Here is a 15,429-nt window from a genome sequence, read left to right as displayed (position 1 = left end):
CGATCATGACCACCATCGCCCGCGTCGAGACCTTCCTCGTCGCACCCCGTTGGCTGTTCGTCCGGGTGGAGACCACCGACGGCATCGTCGGCTGGGGCGAGGCCACCTGCGAGGGCCGCTCGGAGACCGTCCGCACCGCCGTCGAGCAGCTCTCCGAGCTGCTCGTCGGGCAGGACGCGCTGCGCATCGAGGACCACTGGCAGGTGATGACCAAGGGCTCCTTCTATCGCGGCGGGGCGATCCTGGCCAGCGCCGTCGCCGGCCTGGACCAGGCGCTGTGGGACATCGCCGGCAAGCGGTACGGTGCGCCCGTGCACCAGTTGCTCGGCGGACCCGTCCGGGACCGGATCCGGGTCTACGGCTGGGTCGGCGGTGACGAACCCAGCGAGGTCCGTGACCACATCGCCGCGCGGGTCGAGTCGGGTCTGACCGCGGTCAAGATGAACGCGTCCGGGCGGATGAGCCCACTGGCCTCCGTCGCCGAACTCGACGCGGTGGTGCAGCGGGTCGCCGCCGCCCGCGAGGTGCTCGGCGACGAGCGGGACGTGGCGGTGGACTTCCACGGCCGGTTCACCCTGGCCAACGCCCGTCGGGTCGCGCCGCTGCTGGAGCCGTTCCGGCCGCTGTTCCTGGAGGAGCCGGTGGTGCCGGAGAACTCCCACCTGATCGGCGAGTTCGTCCGCTCCACCAGCACGCCGGTCTCCACCGGGGAGCGGCTGTACAACCGGCAGGAGTTCCTCCCGGTGCTCCAGGCCGGCATCGCGGTGGCCCAGCCGGACCTCGCGCACGCCGGTGGCATCACCGAGGTACGCAAGATCGCCGCGCTGGCCGAGACGTTCGACGTGCAGCTCGCCCCGCACTGCCCGCTCGGGCCGATCGCGCTGGCCGCCTGCCTCCAGGTCGGCTTCGCCACGCCGAACTACCTGATCCAGGAGCAGAGCATCGGCATCCACTACAACCTCGGGGCCGAGGTGCTGGACTACTGCGTCGACCAGCAGCCGCTGACCTTCGTCGACGGGTACGTGCAGCGACTCACCGCACCGGGGCTGGGCATCGAGATCGACGAGCAGGCGGTGCGGGCGGCCGACAAGCGCGGCCACGCCTGGCGCAGCCCGATGTTCCGGCACCCCGACGGCTCCTACGCGGAATGGTGACCATGACCTTCGACATCACCGCCGAACTCACCCGGTCCCGGATGCTGGCCATCATCCGGGGCACCGACACCGCCGCCGCCATCGCCACCGGCACCGCCCTGCTGGCCGAGGGCGTACGCGTGGTGGAGGTGGCCCTGACCACCCCGGGTGCGCTCGACGTCATCGCGGCCATCCGGGCCGACGCCCCGGCCGACACGTTCGTCGGCGCCGGCACGGTGCTCACCGTCGCCGACGTCGCCGACGTGTCGGCGGCCGGCGCGCAGTTCGTGGTGACGCCGGCCGTGGTCGAGTCGATCGCCGAGGCGGCCAGGCGTGGTCTGCCGGTCGCGGCCGGCGCGCTGAGCCCCACCGAGGCGTACACGGCGGTGCGGTCGGGGGCGAGCGTGGTCAAACTCTTCCCGGCCTCGGTCGGCGGGCCCTCGTACCTCAAAGCGCTGCGCGACCCGTTCCCGGACATCCCGTTCGTCGCGGTCGGCGGGGTCGGCCTGGCCGAGCTGCCCGGCTACCTGGCGGTCGGCGCGATCGCCGTCGGCGTGGGCGGTCCGCTGGTGGGCGACGCCGCCTCCGGCGGAGACCTCGACGCCCTGCGCGACCGGGCCCGCCGCTTCCTCGACGCGGTGCGGTGACATGAACGAGCGTCAGCGAGTGAATCATCGTGTTCGGGTGTGTCATGGCGACGCGCAGCGCAGCGGAGCGGTGACATGACCGAGCCTCGGCGGGATCTGCTCACCGTCGGTGAGGCGCTGGTGTCGTTGCGGTCCTCCGGTCCGCTGGCGGCCGGCGGCCCGTTGCGCATGCACCTCGCCGGCGCCGAGTCCAACGTGGCCATCGGTGTGGCGCGACTCGGGCACCGGGCGGCCTGGGCCGGCCGGGTCAGCGACGACGAGTTGGGCGAGTTCGTGCTGCGGCAGTTGCGGGCCGAGGGCGTCGACACCGCCGACGTCTGGCGGGACCCGGAGCGCCCGCCCGGCGTGATGTTCCTGGAGCGGCGGACCGCCGACGTGTCCCGGGTGCGCTACCTCCGGGCCGGTTCGGCGGGCGCGGCGCTCGACGTCGACGACCTGCGCGCTCCGCTCGCCGCCGGTGCCCGCCTGCTGCACCTGAGCGGGATCACCCCGGCGCTCTCCGACAGTGCGCGGGCTGCGGTGAGCTGGGCGGTCCGCACGGCGGCCGAGTCCGGCATCCCGGTCAGCCTGGACGTCAACTACCGGGCCGGGCTGTGGTCCCGGGAGGAGGCTCGGACGACCCTGACCCCGCTCGCCGGGTACGCCTCGGTCGTCGTGGCCTCCACCGACGAACTGGACCTGGTCGCCGAGGCCGGGGCCGACGAACACGGTGCCGCCGCCGACCTGCTCCGGCGGGGGGTGTCGACGGTGCTGGTCAAGCTCGGTGCTGACGGCGTCCGCGCGTACACCGTGGACGGTGTGGAGCACGTCCCGGCGGTGCCGGTCACCGCCGTCGACACCGTCGGTGCGGGTGACGCGTTCACCGCCGGCTATCTTTCCGGGCATCTGGACGGGCTGGACCTGACCGACCGGCTCCGGCGCGCGGTGGCGCTCGGGGCGTTCGCGGTCGCCGGACACGGCGACTGGGAGGGCCTACCCCGCCGCGACGAGTTGTCCCTGATCACCGGCAGCGCCGCCGGCACCACCCTTCGCTGAGCATCACCTGCGAGAAAGGCACCCTCGTGAAGATCGTCGCTGCAGACGTCATCGTCTCCAGTCCGGACCGCAACTTCGTCACCTTGAAGATCACAACCGAGGATGGCATCACCGGCCTGGGCGACGGCACACTCAACGGGCGTGAACTCTCGGTCGCCTCGTACCTGCGCGACCACGTCGTCCCGCTGCTGATCGGCCGGGACGCGCACCGCGTCGAGGACGCCTGGCAGTTCCTCTACCGCTCGGCGTACTGGCGGCGGGGACCGGTGACCATGGCGGCCATCGCCGCGGTGGACGTGGCGCTCTGGGACATCAAGGCCAAGGCCGCCGGGATGCCGCTCTACCAGTTGCTCGGCGGTGCGTCCCGCAACGGCATCATGGCGTACGGGCACGCGTCGGGGCGGGACCTGCCGGAGCTGTTCGACTCGATCCGGGCCCACCTCGACCAGGGTTACCGGTCGATCCGGGTGCAGACGTCGGTGCCCGGCATCAACGCCGTGTACGGGGTCGCCGCGCAGCCCAGCACCGGCGGCAAGCGGTACGACTACGAGCCGGCCCAGCGCACCCCGCTGCCGGCCGAGGAGGACTGGGACACCCGGGCGTACATGCGTCACCTGCCCGGGGTCTTCGAGGCGGTCCGCAACGAGTTCGGTCCGGAACTGCCGCTGCTGCACGACGGCCACCACCGGATGACCCCGATCCAGGCCGCCAAGCTGGGCAAGTCCCTGGAGCCGTACGACCTGTTCTGGCTGGAGGACTGCACCCCGGCGGAGAACCAGGAGGCGCTGCGGCTGGTGCGTCACCACACCACCACGCCGCTGGCCATCGGCGAGATCTTCAACACCGTGTGGGACTACCAGACCCTGATCCGGGAGCAGCTCATCGACTACGTGCGCTCCGCCGTCACCCACACCGGTGGCATCACGGCGATGCGCAAGCTGCTCGACTTCGCCGCGCAGTACCAGATCAAGTCCGGTATCCACGGCCCCACCGACATCTCGCCGGTCGGCATGGCCGCCGCCCTGCACCTGGACCTGGCCATCCACAACTTCGGCATCCAGGAGTACATGCGGCACGGTCCGCTCACCAACGAGGTGTTCCGTCAGTCGTTCACCTTCGACGACGGTTACCTGCACCCGGGTGAGCAGCCCGGCATCGGTGTCGAACTCGACGAGGAGGCCGCCGCGCGCTACCCGTACCAGCCGGCCTACCTGCCGTTCAACCGGCTGATGGACGGCACGGTCCATGACTGGTGACCTACCGACCCGGCACATCGTGGTGATGGGGGTGTCGGGCGCGGGCAAGACGACCGTGGCCCACGGCGTCGCCGCGCTGACCGGGCTGGTGTTCGCCGAGGCCGACGAGTTCCACTCGGAGGCCAACGTGGCGCGGATGCGGGCGGGCGTACCCCTGGACGACGACGCACGGTGGCCGTGGCTGCGGGCCCTGGCCGGATGGATGGCCGACCGGCACCGGGAGGGCGTGTCGACGGTGCTGGCCTGCTCGGCGTTGAAGCGCTCCTACCGGGACGTGCTGCGGCAGGGCCCGCCGAGCGTCGACTTCGTCCATCTCGACGGACCGACCGAGACCATCCGGCAACGGATGTCGTTGCGCGCCGACCACTACATGCCGCCGAGCCTGCTGGACTCGCAGACCGCGACGCTGGAACCGCTCTGGCGGGACGAGCGTGGCGTGGTGCTCGACCTGCAACTCACCACCGGTGAGCTGATCGAGTCGGCGGTACGGCGACTCGGCCTGCCGGTGCGTGACCTGGCCACCGGCGTACCCGTGGTGGCCGAGCCTCCGGCGTAACCACCGGACGGCGCGTGGGGGGCGGTGGTCCGGCTTGTCCCGGTCGGGCCACCGCCGTCCGTGTTCCCGGGCCGGTCCGGCAGGGGGCCGGTCGGGCGGCGGCGTGCGGTTCTAGCACGGCCCGCACCGGCGCGGGACGCGTATTCGCGTTTCCGGGACCGGGCTCGCGCCACCGGGCCACCATCAGCCCGACGGCGACACGACGGCAGGTGGGCGGGCGTGCGGGAGACAGCGGTTGATCCGATCGTCGGCGGCGAGGACGGCAGCCTGGCCGACCGGGTGTGGCGCAACGCGGCGGAGGATCCGGACGCCGTGCAGTTCGTACGCCCCGACCCCGACCCCCGCTCCTGGCCGGTACGGCGCTCCGGGCGGGGCGGCCCGCTGCCGGTGACCTGCCGGCAGTTCCGCGACGACGTGCTGGCACTGGCCCGGGGCTTCCTCGCGGTCGGCGTCGCGCACGGCGACCGGGTGGGGCTGCTCAGCCGGACCCGGTACGAGTGGACCGTGGTCGACTACGCGCTCTGGTCCGTCGGTGCGGTCACCGTGCCGATCTACGACACCTCCAGCACCGACCAGATCCGGTGGATCCTCGGCGACTCGGGCGCGGTCGGCTGTGTGGTGGAGACCGCGGACCACGCCGCGACCGTCACCGGACTGCGGCCGGACCTGCCCGAGCTGCGGCAGACGTGGCGCATCGACGCGGGCGACCTGATCACGTTGACGGCCCAGGGGCGGGCCGTCGACGCCGACGAGGTGGACCGGCGGCGTGCGGCCGTGACCGGTCGTGACATCGCCACCATCGTCTACACCAGCGGCACCACCGGCGCGCCGAAGGGCTGCGTCCTGACCCACCGCAACATCTCCACCGACATCGGCAACGCCACCGCCGTGCTGCCCGACGTGCTGCACCCCGGCGCGTCGACGGTGCTGTTCCTGCCGCTGGCGCACGCCTTCGCCCGGCTCATCCAGGTCGGCATGGTGCACACCCGGGCCACCATGGTGCACAGCGCCGACATGTCCGGCGTGCTCGACCAGCTCCGCCGGTTCCGGCCCACGTTCATCCTCACCGTGCCCCGGATGTTCGAGAAGATGTACGACCAGGCCCGGCAGACCGCGCAGGACGGCCACCGCGGCGCGGTGTTCACGCTCGCCGAGAAGGTGGCCGTGCGGTACAGCCGGGCCCTGGACCGCGCGGGCGGGCCCGGACTGCCGCTGCGCCTGGCCCACCGGGTGTTCGACCTCGTCGGGTACCGCCGGCTGCGGGCCACCCTCGGCGGGCGGTGCCGGTTGGCGATCGTCGGCGGGGCGCCGCTGGGGGAGCGGCTCGGACACTTCTTCCGGGGCGCGGGCCTCACCGTGCTGGAGGGGTACGGGCTGACCGAGACCTCGCCGGCACTCGCGGCCAACCTGCCGACCGCGATCCGTATCGGCACGGTGGGTCGGCCGCTGCCCGGGGTCCGCGTCCGCATCGCCGACGACGGGGAGATCCACGTCCGCAGCGAGGTGGTGTTCCCGGGGTACTGGAACAATCCCGAGGCCACCCGGGCGGCGATGACCGACGACGGGTGGCTGCGTACCGGTGACCTCGGTCGACTCGACGACGACGGTTACCTGCGGATCACCGGCCGGACGAAGGAGATCATGGTCACCGCGGCGGGCAAGAACGTCGCGCCCGCCCCGATCGAGGAACTCATCCGCGCGCATCCCCTGGTCAGCCAGTCGATGCTGGTCGGCGACGGCCGCCCGTACGTCTCCGCGCTGGTCACCGTCGATCCGCAGGCGTGGCTGCGGTGGCGGGAGAGTCACGGGCACTCCGGAGCCTCGCTGGCGTCCCTGCGTGACGACCCGGGTCTGCGCGGCGAGATCCAGCACGCCATCGACGACGCCAACCGCACGGTCTCCCGCGCCGAACAGGTCAAGACCTTCCGCATCCTGGCCCGGGACCTGACCGAGGACGACGGCGAACTGACCCCCACCCTCAAGATCAAGAGAAACACCGTCGAGTCCCACTTCGCCGACGACATCTCCGCCCTCTACCACCAACCCTGACCCCGCCCCGTTTCCCCCCGCCCTGCCCCCGCCCCGCCCTGCCCCCCGCCCGGGTTGATCAAGGCGTTTGGTTCACGATCCACGAAGAAGCAGGACTCAAACTTCTTGATCAACCCGGGCGGGGCGGGGTGGTGGGGTGGGGGTGGGGTGGGGGTCGGGTGAAGGGGGGAGGTGTCAAGCGGCGGGCGGACGGATTCGGTGTCGGTATCTGACAGCCGGATGATCGTTTTCGGCCTACGGTTCACGCACCCGCTCCCCGGAGGACCAGAGTGTGCGTCGACACGGCCATTCGCGCCGAGATCAGAGTTTCCGTCCAGGACCGTCGTGCGCCCGACCGGGCCGCCGGCCACGTCGCCGCCGGTGTGTTGATCGACGGCGACCAGGTGCTCGTACCCGACCCGCCGAAGCTGCTGCTCGACCCGCACGCCGACCTCGAGGTCGTGATCTTCCCCGCCGGGCTTGTCGAACACCTGCCGATCGAGGTGGCGCCGGTGTGGAAGTGGCGGCGTTTCGGACTGACCGACCGCGCGCCGCTGGCGCTCGTTGCCTCCCTCGGCCGGACCTCGGGCTACCGCGCCCAGGTCGGGCACGCCGATCCGGCCGCCCTGGCCGAGGCGATCGAGGCCGCCGGTGGTGACCTGTGGGAGGCGCTGCGTCGGCAGGAGATCGTCCGGGGCGACATCCACGTGATCGACGAGGACCTGCTGCGCCGGGCCGGTGAACTGGAGCTGGCCCAACGCGAGCCGCGCCGGGCCGAGCACCGGTTCGACTCGATGCGCGACCTGACCGGCGGCTTCTGCATCCTCTTCTGCTTCTGCCAGCCGCACGGCCCCCGATGACCACCCCGCCCGGCCCGCCGACCGCCGCCGGGTCACCGACCGCACCGCCCGGCCCGCCGACCGCCGCCGGGTCACCGACCGCACCGCCCGGCCCGCCGGCTGCCGCCGGGTCACCGACCGCACCGGCCGTCCGGCCCGAGTCGGCGGCGGTCGGGAGCGTGGACCCGTCGGACCGTACCCGCCGACCGGCCCGGCGGGACGTCCTGGTCGCGGCGGTGGTCTGGGTGCTCGACCTGGCGCTCTTCTCCACCGCCGGCTCCGACCTGGGTCGGGCCGGACCCGACGGTTCGACGCTGCTGCTGGTGGCCTTCGCGGCGCTCGCCCCGGTCGCCCTGCTCTGGCGTCGCCGGGCGCCGGTCACCGTGTTCGCGCTGGTCTGGGCACTCGGCCTGGTCGGCACCGCGCTGGTTCCCGGCTACCAGCCGGTGCTCGGCGTGCTGGTGGCCCTCTACGCGGTGGGTGCCCACGCGCCGGCCGACCGCGCCTGGGCCACCGTCCCGGCACTGGGGCCGTACCTGGTCATCGCCGCCAACGAGGCGTGGCTGGCGGGACGGGAGGACGCCGGCCGGCGTACCGCCGTCTTCGTCGGGCTCGCCCTGGTCTATGCCACGGTCGTCGCCGGCACGTGGGCGCTGGGCCGGTGGGCCGGCAGCAACCGGCGGCGACTCGCCGCCGCCGAGCGGCTGCGGGTGGTCGAGGCGCAGCGGGCGGTCACCGACGAGCGGGCCCGGATCTCCCGCGAGCTGCACGACATCGTCGCGCACAGCGTCACGGTGATGCTGTTGCAGGCCGGTGGCGCCCGCCGGATCGTGACGACCGACCCGGACCGGGCCGGTCAGGCGCTGGCCCACATCGAGCAGGCCGGCCGGCAGGCCGTCGAGGAACTGCGGCGGATGCTCGCCGTCATCGCGCCCGGCGACCCGCCGGCCCCCGTCGAGGACCGGCATCCCGGGCCCGCCGATCTCGACGACCTGGTCGTCCGGATGCGGGACGCCGGACTGCCGGTGACCCTGACCGTCGACGGCCCGCCGCGACCGGTGGACGCGAGCGTGGGCCTGGCCGCCTACCGCACGGTGCAGGAGGCGCTGACCAACGCCGCCCGGTACGCCGGCCCGCAGGCCACCGCCACCGTGCGGCTCACCTGGGGCGACGACCTGGAGGTCGAGGTCCGCGACACCGGCGGCACGCCGTCGGGCGGGCTGCCGTCCACCGGTCGGGGCCTGCTCGGCCTGCGTGAGCGTGTCGCCGTGGTCGGCGGCGAGCTGGCCGCCGGGCCGCTGCCGGGCGAGGGCTTCCGGGTGTACGCGCGCCTGCCGCTGCGCGCCCTGTCGACCGCGGCGGTGACCTCCTGATCCGGGTGCTGCTCGCCGACGACCAACCGCTGGTGCGGTCCGGGATCGCGATGCTGCTCGCCGCCGAGGCGGACATCGAGGTGGTCGGCGAGTGCGACGACGGTGCCGCCGCCGTCGAGCTGGCCCGCCGGATCCGCCCCGACGTGGTGCTGATGGACGTGCGGATGCCGGGCACCGACGGGGTGACCGCCACCCGCCAGATCACCGCCGACGACGCCGAGGTGCGGGTGCTGGTCCTCACCACCTACCACGTCGACGACGCGGTCCGCGCCGCGCTGCGGGCCGGTGCGTCGGGGTTCCTCCTCAAGGACGCCGTCCCCGACGAACTGACCATGGCGGTCCGTGCCGTCGCGGCCGGCGAGGCGTGGCTGGACCCGGCGGTGACCCGGGCGCTGCTGACCGAGTTCGCGGCGCTCGGCGAGCACCGTGCGCCCACCACCGCCGAGCTGGACCGGCTCACCGACCGCGAGCGGCAGGTGCTGGTGCAGATGGCACACGGGCTGTCCAACGCCGAGATCGCCGCGCGGCTGCACATCGGCGACGCGACGGTGAAGACGCACGTCGGCCGGGTGCTGATGAAACTCGGACTTCGTGACCGTGCCCAGGCGGTGGCCGCCGCCTACCGGGGCGGGCTGATGCCGCCGGTCTGACCGGGCTCGTCGCGGGCCGCCCAGCCCGTGGTGATCAGCAGCAGCGCCGCGCTGTAGGTCGTCATCACCAGCACCCCGTGTGCGGGCAGCGTGGTGCCGGCCGCGCCGAGGCCGATCAGCAGGTCCGACACGAGGAACAGCGCGGCGCCGACCGCGACCCGACGGTTGACGGCCGTCGCGGTGGCGGCCATCAGGGTCAGCGCCAGGCCGTACCCGAGCACTGGCCAGCGCAGGTCGCCGAGGCGCGGCCAGAGCAGCGCCATCGCGCCCGCCCAGAGCAGCAGGTAGCCGACCAGCGCCGGCACCGGCGGCCGCCTCAGGCGGACGAACGCGGTGATCAGCGCCAGTTGCGTACCGAGGAAGCAGCCCATCCCGACCAGGAACGCGACCTCGCCCGGCACCAGCAGCGCGATGTCACCGGCGGTGGCGAAGACCAGCGCGACAGCGACCAGGCCGGTCTGTCCGCGTACCCGCCAGAGCCAGGCCAGCAGCAGCGGCGCGAGCAGCGGCTTGGCCAGCCACTGCAGCGGGGTCGCGTCGACCGCCACCGCGATCAGCTCCACGACCGCCACCACCAGGAACGCCCCGAGCCAGGGCGTGTCGCGCCGGGTACGCGCTGACCGGTCCGGTCGACGCGTCGGGTCGGTGGTGTGGGCCGGCCCGCTCATCCGGCCAGCGCCCCGGGTCGGGCGGTCGCCCGCGCGGGCTGCCAGCCGGGGCGACCCAGCAGGTAACCGAGCCGGTGTCGCCAGCTCGTGGTGCCGCGCAGGTCCCGCCAGATCGCCGCGTACTCGTGGGTGGCCACCCGCAGTGGGTGGTACGTGCCGATGTTCGTGGTCAGTCCGTACCGCACGGCGTTGCCCTCCGGGGCGAAGGTGCCGAACAGCCGGTCCCAGACGATCAGGATGCCGCCGTAGTTGCGGTCGAGGTACTCGTTGTTCGACCCGTGGTGCACCCGGTGGTGCGACGGGGTGTTGAAGAGGAACTCGATCGGCCGGGGGAGCACGGTGATCCGTTCGGTGTGCAGGAAGAACTGGTACAGCAGGCTGATCGACTGCTGGAGGAAGATCATCCACGGCGGGATGCCGAGCAGCGCCAGGACGAGCCAGAACGGCAGCGAGGTCATCGGCGTCCAGCTCTGCCGCAGGGCGGTGGAGAAGTTGAAGAAGACGCTGGAGTGGTGCACCACGTGCCCGGCCCAGAAGAGCCGTACCTCGTGGTGTGCCCGGTGGAACCAGTAGTAGGCGACGTCGTCGGCGAAGAACAGCAGCACCCACACCCACCAGTCGCCGGGGGAGAGCTGGAAGGGCGAGACGGTGTACGCCGCCGCGTACAGCCCGACGGTGAGCAGCTTCCAGGGCACGCCGACGAGTTGGCTGCCGGCACCCATGGTCAGGCTGGTGGCGGTGTCCCGTGCCTGGTAGCCGCGTGCGGTGTCGTCCGGCGCGAACCGGTACGACAGCGCCTCGACGAGAATCAGCAGCAGGAACGCCGGAACGGCGTAGAGCACGGCGGGGATCATGCGCGGCTGTCCTTCCTGGCGGGATCGGTGAGGGGGGCTGTCAGCAGGGCCCGCGCCTGGTCGGCGGCGTCGTCGGCCCGGCCCTCGGCGATGGCTCCGGCCAGCCGGCGGTGCCCGGTGACGTCGAGCAACTCGGCGGCGCGCCGCTGCGGCGGGACCTTGCCGACCGCGAGGGCGCCGGCCACCAGACTGTTGAAGGCCAGCAGGTACGCGGTGTTGCCGCTGCCGCAGAGGATCCGCCGCCAGAGCACGATGTTGGCCTCGCCCATCGCCACCAGGTCCGGTGCGAGGGCGGTGAACTCCTCGACCGCGCGGACGACCTGGTCCCGGGCGGCCGGGTCGGCCCGACGGGCGCAGAGCCGGGCGGCGTCGACGCCGATGCACGCGCGCATGTCCATCATGTCGCGCAGCAGCGTGGTCACCGGGAGTACGTCACCGGACTGCACCAGCGACAGGGCCAGGTCCAGCCCGGCGTGCACCCGCCAGTCGAGCACCCGGGTCGCCCCGCCCTGGCTGACCCGCACCAGGCCGAGCTGCTGCAACCGGCGCAGCGCCTCGCGGACGGCGTGCCGGTTGACCTGGAACGCGGCGGCCAGTTCCCGCTCGCCGGGCAGGGTGTCGTCGGTCCGGTAGGTGCCGCTGACGATGGCGTCGCGGAGCTGCCCGAAGACGAGGTCGGAGACGGAGGCACGAGTGACGGGGACGAATGCCATGCCGGGCAGTGTGGCGCAGCGCACGTCAACTCGTCAACTGGTTGGACCAGTGTGCGTGAACTGTCCATGTCCCGACACATGGAGCAACCTGTGATCGGAGTATCGCTGTGGGTTAAGGTCGTTCGCGTTCGCTGACCGTGACCAGACGGCACCGGCCGGCACCGGTGTCCGCGTCACCGACCGGCCCGACGACACAGGAGCTCTCGTGCAGGTCACCCCGCTGGTCCACCGCGCCCGCTGGAGCGACATCGACTGGATCGTCGACCTCGTCACCGCTACCCTCGCGCCGACCGCCACCGGCGCATGGCTCGTACCCGATCCGCGACGGCGGCCCGCCGTCCTCGCCGCCGTGGCCCGGATCCGGGTCGAACACGCCCCGCCCGCCCGCCTCGACCGGGTCGTCGACGTCGGGTCCCGCGCGGGCATCGCCGCACACCGCGCCATGCCCCTCCCCGCCGCCGACGCCCCGCTCGTCCGGTGACCGGGCCCCGGACCCACCGCGCCCGCATCGGCCGAGGCCACAGGTCGGGCAGCACCCGCAGCAGCGCCCGCGCGGTGCCGAGCACCGTGACCGTGTCGGCGGTCGGCTTCGCCAGGGTGCGCGAGCGCGTCGCCCGACACGTCAGATCGTCGGGGAACTCATCTGCGGGCGGTCGGGGACGGGGGAGCGCTGCCGCCCTGCGGAGCCTCGGTGGACATCAGGTCCCGGATCGCCTTCTGATCGGCGGCCGAGGGCAGGCCCCAGTCCGGCTGGTACCCGTACACCTCGCGTAGCGGGGTGGAACTGGTGCGGCCGCCGAGGATCTCGACGGAGTCGGCGTCGATGAGTCCGGGGTGTTCCACCCCGCAGGCCTCGGCCACCTTCATCAGATCCCGTCGCAGGGTCTTGACGTAGTGCGCGGCACGCTCGGCCTTCGACGTCGGGTCCAGGCCCCGGGCCAGCCAGGCGTTCTGGGTGGCCACCCCGGTCGGGCAGCTGTCGTCGTGGCACTTCTGCGCCTGGATGCAGCCGATGGCCAGCATCGCCTCGCGGCCGACGGCGAGCATGTCGCAGCCGAGCGCGAACGCGACCACCGCGTTGTCCGGCAGGCCGAGCTTGCCGGCACCGACGAAGACCACCTGCTCGTGCAGGTCGCGCTCGGCGAAGATCGGATAGACCCGGGCGAAGCCCTGCTGGAACGGCAGTGACACGGAGTCGGTGAAGATCATCGGTGCGGCGCCGGTGCCGCCCTCGCCGCCGTCGACGCTGACGAAGTCGACGCCCCGGTCGGTGTCCCGCATCAGGTCGGCCAGCTCGGTCCAGAAGCTCAGGTCGCCGACGGCGGACTTGATGCCGACCGGCAGGCCGGTCTCGGCGGCCAGCAACTCCACCCAGTCGAGCAGGCTGTCGCAGTCGGAGAACTCGGCGTGTCGGGACGGGCTCACGCAGTCCCGGCCGACCTGGATGCCCCGGGTCTCGGCGATCTCCGCGGAGACCTTCGCCGCCGGCAGCAACCCGCCGAGGCTCGGCTTGGCACCCTGACTGAGCTTGATCTCCAACGCCCGGACCGGGTTGGCGGCCACCACGTCCTTGAGCCGGGCCAGGTCGAACCGGCCCCGGTCGTCGCGGCACCCGAAGTACGCCGTGCCGATCTGGAAGATCAGCTCACCGCCGTTGCGGTGGTACGGCGACACCCCGCCCTCGCCGGTGTTGTGCAGGCAGCCGGAGAGCGCCGCACCCCGGTTCAGCGCCTCGACCGCCCGCCCGGACAACGAACCGAAGCTCATCCCCGAGATGCTCACCACCGACTCGGGCCGGAAGGCGCGGGCCCGGCCCCGGGCCGCGCCGAGCACCTTGGCGACGGGCAGCCGGACGTCGTGGCCCATGGTCGGGACCGACGGCGGTACGGGCCGACCGAAGGTGCGGTGCTTGATGATCGGATAACCGGCCGTGTACTCGATGTCGTTGTCGGTGCCGAACCCGAAGTAGTTGTTCTCCTGCTTCGCCGAGGCGTACACCCAGCGGCGCTGGTCGCGGGTGAACGGGCGTTCCTCGTTGTTGCCGGCGACGATGTACTGCCGCAGCTCCGGCCCGATCGACTCCAGCAGGTAGCGAGCCCGGCCGAGCACCGGGAAGTTGCGGCGCAGCGCGTGTTCGCGTTGAAGCAGGTCGCGTGCGGCGAGCGCGGCGAGTGCGGCGACGGCGGCGGGTACGGCGTGGCGGGCCCATCTCATCCCGCCACACTTTCCGACTCCGGGCCAGGTCAAACGTCCCGGCGACGCGGCTCAGGCCCGGACCAGCGACTGCCGCACCACCCCGCCGACGATCGTGCACCAGGTGCCGCTGTCGACCGTGCCGGTGCGGGGCAGCCGGTGTAGCGCCTGCAGGTCGCGTACCGCCCGTCGGGTCGGCTCGTCGAGCACCCCCGTCGGCGCCACGTCGGCGTACCCCTTGCCGGCGAGCAGGTCCTGCGCGGCGGTGACCGGCAGGCCGGCGCTGCCCCGGCCCAGGTCCGGGGCGAGGGTCTCCCAGGTGGCGGCCGTCAGCGTGGCGTCGACGTCGACCGGAAGCCCCTGGCGGGCCTGCCAGTCCTGCACCGCCGCCACGGTGGCCGCGTCGAAGGTGCCGGTCGGCTCGACGGGGTGGCCGTGGTGGGCGAGTAGGTACTGCGCCACGCGGACGGTGGGGGCGTTGACGAAGCGCCACACGTCCGGCCAGCGGCGGGCCGGCACGTCGCGGGGCGGTGTGCCCAGGGCCCGGAAGACCCGGTGCCGCAGCGTCGGGAACTCTCGATAGAAGGCCGCCCCGGGACACTGGGTGGTGCGGAAGTCCCAGTGCCCGAAGATGTCGGAGGCGTGCAGGCCGTACCGCCGGCAGACGGCCACGCAGAGCCGCACCAGCGAGTCCAGCAGCGCGTCCGGCGGGGTCTGGTCGCCGTACGTGCCCTCGTTCTCGATGCCGATGGCCCGCCCGTTCTCCCCGGGGCAGTGCGCGGCGATCATCTGCCGCTCACCGGCCTGTAGCCGGTCCAGACTGCCGTGCCGGCCCTCGAGGACGTAACCGCCCCGGCTGATCGTGAAGTGTTGGCCGGTGTCCGACCAGCCGTTGCCGTCGACGTGCAGGTCCTGACACTCCCGGGCGAGCGCGACCGCCCGCTCCCGCGAGTGGTCGGTGACGTTGGGGAAGGCCATGTGGTGCACGATGATCTTGTTGGTGGCTGTCCCGCTGGCCGACAGCGGGCCGGTCGGCGGGCGGGCGCCCCACTCGTCGCAGTCGATGATCCAGTCCAGGTCGTCGGCGGCTTCGGCCGGTGCGGGGTGGGCGAGACCGGTCCCGACGACGACGGCGGTGGCGGCGCCGAGGCCCGCGCGCAGCATCGTCCGGCGGTCCCACTGGGCGTGCTCGGCAAGCATGGCCTCTCCTCCGGAACGGCGCGTTCGTGAAAACCAGCTCCACGGATGACTCTAAGAGTGGAGGATATTGCCGGACCGTTCCCGGCGCCAGAGGTCGACGGAGGTCGACGTCCGACTGCGCCGTGCCGGGTGCGCCGCAGGTCTTGACCCGAGGTGCTATCTCTGACGTCGTGTCCGAGACCGACCATCGTGCGTCGACCGCCGAGCCCCCGGCGGCCACGTCGTCGATCGGACGAGCCGCAGGGCGGCCACCCGGGGTGACGAAGGCACCTGTCGGGCGGATG

General features: G+C 72.9%; 15 protein-coding genes. 10 read left to right on the top strand and 5 right to left on the bottom strand.

Translation table 11 applies throughout. From position 1 onward, the window contains the following. Nucleotides 1–5: 5 nt before the first annotated feature. The 9 genes from dgoD (at nucleotide 6) to HUT12_RS18615 (ending at nucleotide 9,517) form a co-directional block, all read left to right on the top strand. The gene (gene dgoD / locus HUT12_RS18655; RefSeq protein WP_131052616.1) at nucleotides 6–1,154 is read left to right on the top strand and encodes a galactonate dehydratase; all 1,149 of its coding nucleotides are present in this window, start codon (nucleotides 6–8) and stop codon (nucleotides 1,152–1,154) included. Between the two features lie 2 nt (nucleotides 1,155–1,156). Then, on the top strand, nucleotides 1,157–1,780 hold the full coding sequence (locus tag HUT12_RS18650; protein WP_254876875.1) for a bifunctional 4-hydroxy-2-oxoglutarate aldolase/2-dehydro-3-deoxy-phosphogluconate aldolase: 624 nt from the start codon (nucleotides 1,157–1,159) through the stop codon (nucleotides 1,778–1,780). A gap of 75 nt (nucleotides 1,781–1,855) precedes the next feature. Further along, entirely contained in the window at nucleotides 1,856–2,815 is a 960-nt protein-coding gene (locus tag HUT12_RS18645) for a sugar kinase (RefSeq protein WP_176094204.1), read from the top strand. 26 nt (nucleotides 2,816–2,841) lie between these two features. Beyond that, nucleotides 2,842–4,071, top strand: a complete 1,230-nt coding sequence (manD, locus tag HUT12_RS18640) for a D-mannonate dehydratase ManD (RefSeq protein WP_131052619.1) — start codon at nucleotides 2,842–2,844, stop codon at nucleotides 4,069–4,071. Continuing rightward, nucleotides 4,061–4,627 (top strand): gluconokinase, encoded by a 567-nt coding sequence (locus HUT12_RS18635; RefSeq protein ID WP_176094203.1) that lies wholly within the window; start codon nucleotides 4,061–4,063, stop codon nucleotides 4,625–4,627. The genes manD and HUT12_RS18635 overlap by 11 nt, the downstream gene beginning before the upstream one ends. Nucleotides 4,628–4,846: 219 nt before the next feature. Further along, nucleotides 4,847–6,676: a long-chain fatty acid--CoA ligase gene (locus HUT12_RS18630; RefSeq protein WP_176094202.1), complete on the top strand. Its 1,830-nt coding sequence runs from the start codon at nucleotides 4,847–4,849 to the stop codon at nucleotides 6,674–6,676. Between the two features lie 269 nt (nucleotides 6,677–6,945). Then, nucleotides 6,946–7,515, top strand: a complete 570-nt coding sequence (locus tag HUT12_RS18625) for a hypothetical protein (protein ID WP_176094201.1) — start codon at nucleotides 6,946–6,948, stop codon at nucleotides 7,513–7,515. After that, the gene (locus tag HUT12_RS18620) at nucleotides 7,512–8,867 is read left to right on the top strand and encodes a sensor histidine kinase (RefSeq protein WP_176094200.1); all 1,356 of its coding nucleotides are present in this window, start codon (nucleotides 7,512–7,514) and stop codon (nucleotides 8,865–8,867) included. Before HUT12_RS18625 ends, HUT12_RS18620 begins: the two co-directional genes overlap by 4 nt. After that, complete coding sequence (locus HUT12_RS18615) at nucleotides 8,864–9,517, top strand: response regulator transcription factor (RefSeq protein WP_131056940.1); 654 nt, start codon at nucleotides 8,864–8,866, stop codon at nucleotides 9,515–9,517. The genes HUT12_RS18620 and HUT12_RS18615 overlap by 4 nt, the downstream gene beginning before the upstream one ends. Here HUT12_RS18615 and HUT12_RS18610 read toward each other — a convergent pair. From HUT12_RS18610 to HUT12_RS18600, 3 genes are read right to left on the bottom strand one after another with little or no spacing between them, the layout of a single operon-like run. Continuing rightward, nucleotides 9,487–10,185, bottom strand: coding sequence for a lysoplasmalogenase (locus tag HUT12_RS18610; protein WP_176094199.1), 699 nt, complete (start codon nucleotides 10,183–10,185; stop codon nucleotides 9,487–9,489). The two genes, HUT12_RS18615 and HUT12_RS18610, sit on opposite strands and share 31 nt — an antisense overlap. Continuing rightward, on the bottom strand, nucleotides 10,182–11,039 hold the full coding sequence (locus tag HUT12_RS18605; RefSeq protein WP_176094198.1) for a sterol desaturase family protein: 858 nt from the start codon (nucleotides 11,037–11,039) through the stop codon (nucleotides 10,182–10,184). The genes HUT12_RS18610 and HUT12_RS18605 overlap by 4 nt, the downstream gene beginning before the upstream one ends. Continuing rightward, entirely contained in the window at nucleotides 11,036–11,752 is a 717-nt protein-coding gene (locus tag HUT12_RS18600) for a FadR/GntR family transcriptional regulator (protein ID WP_176094197.1), read from the bottom strand. The genes HUT12_RS18605 and HUT12_RS18600 overlap by 4 nt, the downstream gene beginning before the upstream one ends. A 205-nt stretch (nucleotides 11,753–11,957) precedes the next feature. Here HUT12_RS18600 and HUT12_RS18595 point away from each other — a divergent pair, with 205 nt between their 5' ends. Further along, complete coding sequence (locus tag HUT12_RS18595) at nucleotides 11,958–12,233, top strand: hypothetical protein (RefSeq protein ID WP_176094196.1); 276 nt, start codon at nucleotides 11,958–11,960, stop codon at nucleotides 12,231–12,233. A gap of 158 nt (nucleotides 12,234–12,391) precedes the next feature. Here the strand turns inward: HUT12_RS18595 and HUT12_RS18590 are convergent, their stop codons facing one another. Both HUT12_RS18590 and HUT12_RS18585 read right to left on the bottom strand, forming a co-directional pair. Beyond that, nucleotides 12,392–13,966, bottom strand: a complete 1,575-nt coding sequence (locus tag HUT12_RS18590) for an FMN-binding glutamate synthase family protein (protein WP_176094195.1) — start codon at nucleotides 13,964–13,966, stop codon at nucleotides 12,392–12,394. A gap of 51 nt (nucleotides 13,967–14,017) precedes the next feature. Next, nucleotides 14,018–15,145, bottom strand: coding sequence for an N-acetylmuramoyl-L-alanine amidase (locus HUT12_RS18585; RefSeq protein WP_176094194.1), 1,128 nt, complete (start codon nucleotides 15,143–15,145; stop codon nucleotides 14,018–14,020). Nucleotides 15,146–15,429: the final 284 nt, after the last annotated feature.

The organism is Verrucosispora sp. NA02020, from assembly GCF_013364215.1.
GTDB lineage: Bacteria > Actinomycetota > Actinomycetes > Mycobacteriales > Micromonosporaceae > Micromonospora.
Note: the sequence above shows the minus strand (reverse complement) of the source record. Positions and strands in the feature narration are given on the sequence as shown.

Excerpts from the sequence above, each read along its gene's own strand:
- HUT12_RS18600 (WP_176094197.1), bottom strand. The coding sequence starts at position 11,752 with ATGGCATTCGTCCCCGTCACTCGTGCCTCCGTCTCCGACCTCGTCTTC.
- HUT12_RS18620 (WP_176094200.1), top strand. The coding sequence starts at position 7,512 with ATGACCACCCCGCCCGGCCCGCCGACCGCCGCCGGGTCACCGACCGCA.
- HUT12_RS18650 (WP_254876875.1), top strand. The coding sequence starts at position 1,157 with ATGACCTTCGACATCACCGCCGAACTCACCCGGTCCCGGATGCTGGCC.
- dgoD (WP_131052616.1), top strand. The coding sequence starts at position 6 with ATGACCACCATCGCCCGCGTCGAGACCTTCCTCGTCGCACCCCGTTGG.
- HUT12_RS18605 (WP_176094198.1), bottom strand. The coding sequence starts at position 11,039 with ATGATCCCCGCCGTGCTCTACGCCGTTCCGGCGTTCCTGCTGCTGATT.
- HUT12_RS18645 (WP_176094204.1), top strand. The coding sequence starts at position 1,856 with ATGACCGAGCCTCGGCGGGATCTGCTCACCGTCGGTGAGGCGCTGGTG.
- HUT12_RS18585 (WP_176094194.1), bottom strand. The coding sequence starts at position 15,145 with ATGCTTGCCGAGCACGCCCAGTGGGACCGCCGGACGATGCTGCGCGCG.
- HUT12_RS18635 (WP_176094203.1), top strand. The coding sequence starts at position 4,061 with ATGACTGGTGACCTACCGACCCGGCACATCGTGGTGATGGGGGTGTCG.
- HUT12_RS18590 (WP_176094195.1), bottom strand. The coding sequence starts at position 13,966 with ATGAGATGGGCCCGCCACGCCGTACCCGCCGCCGTCGCCGCACTCGCC.
- HUT12_RS18610 (WP_176094199.1), bottom strand. The coding sequence starts at position 10,185 with ATGAGCGGGCCGGCCCACACCACCGACCCGACGCGTCGACCGGACCGG.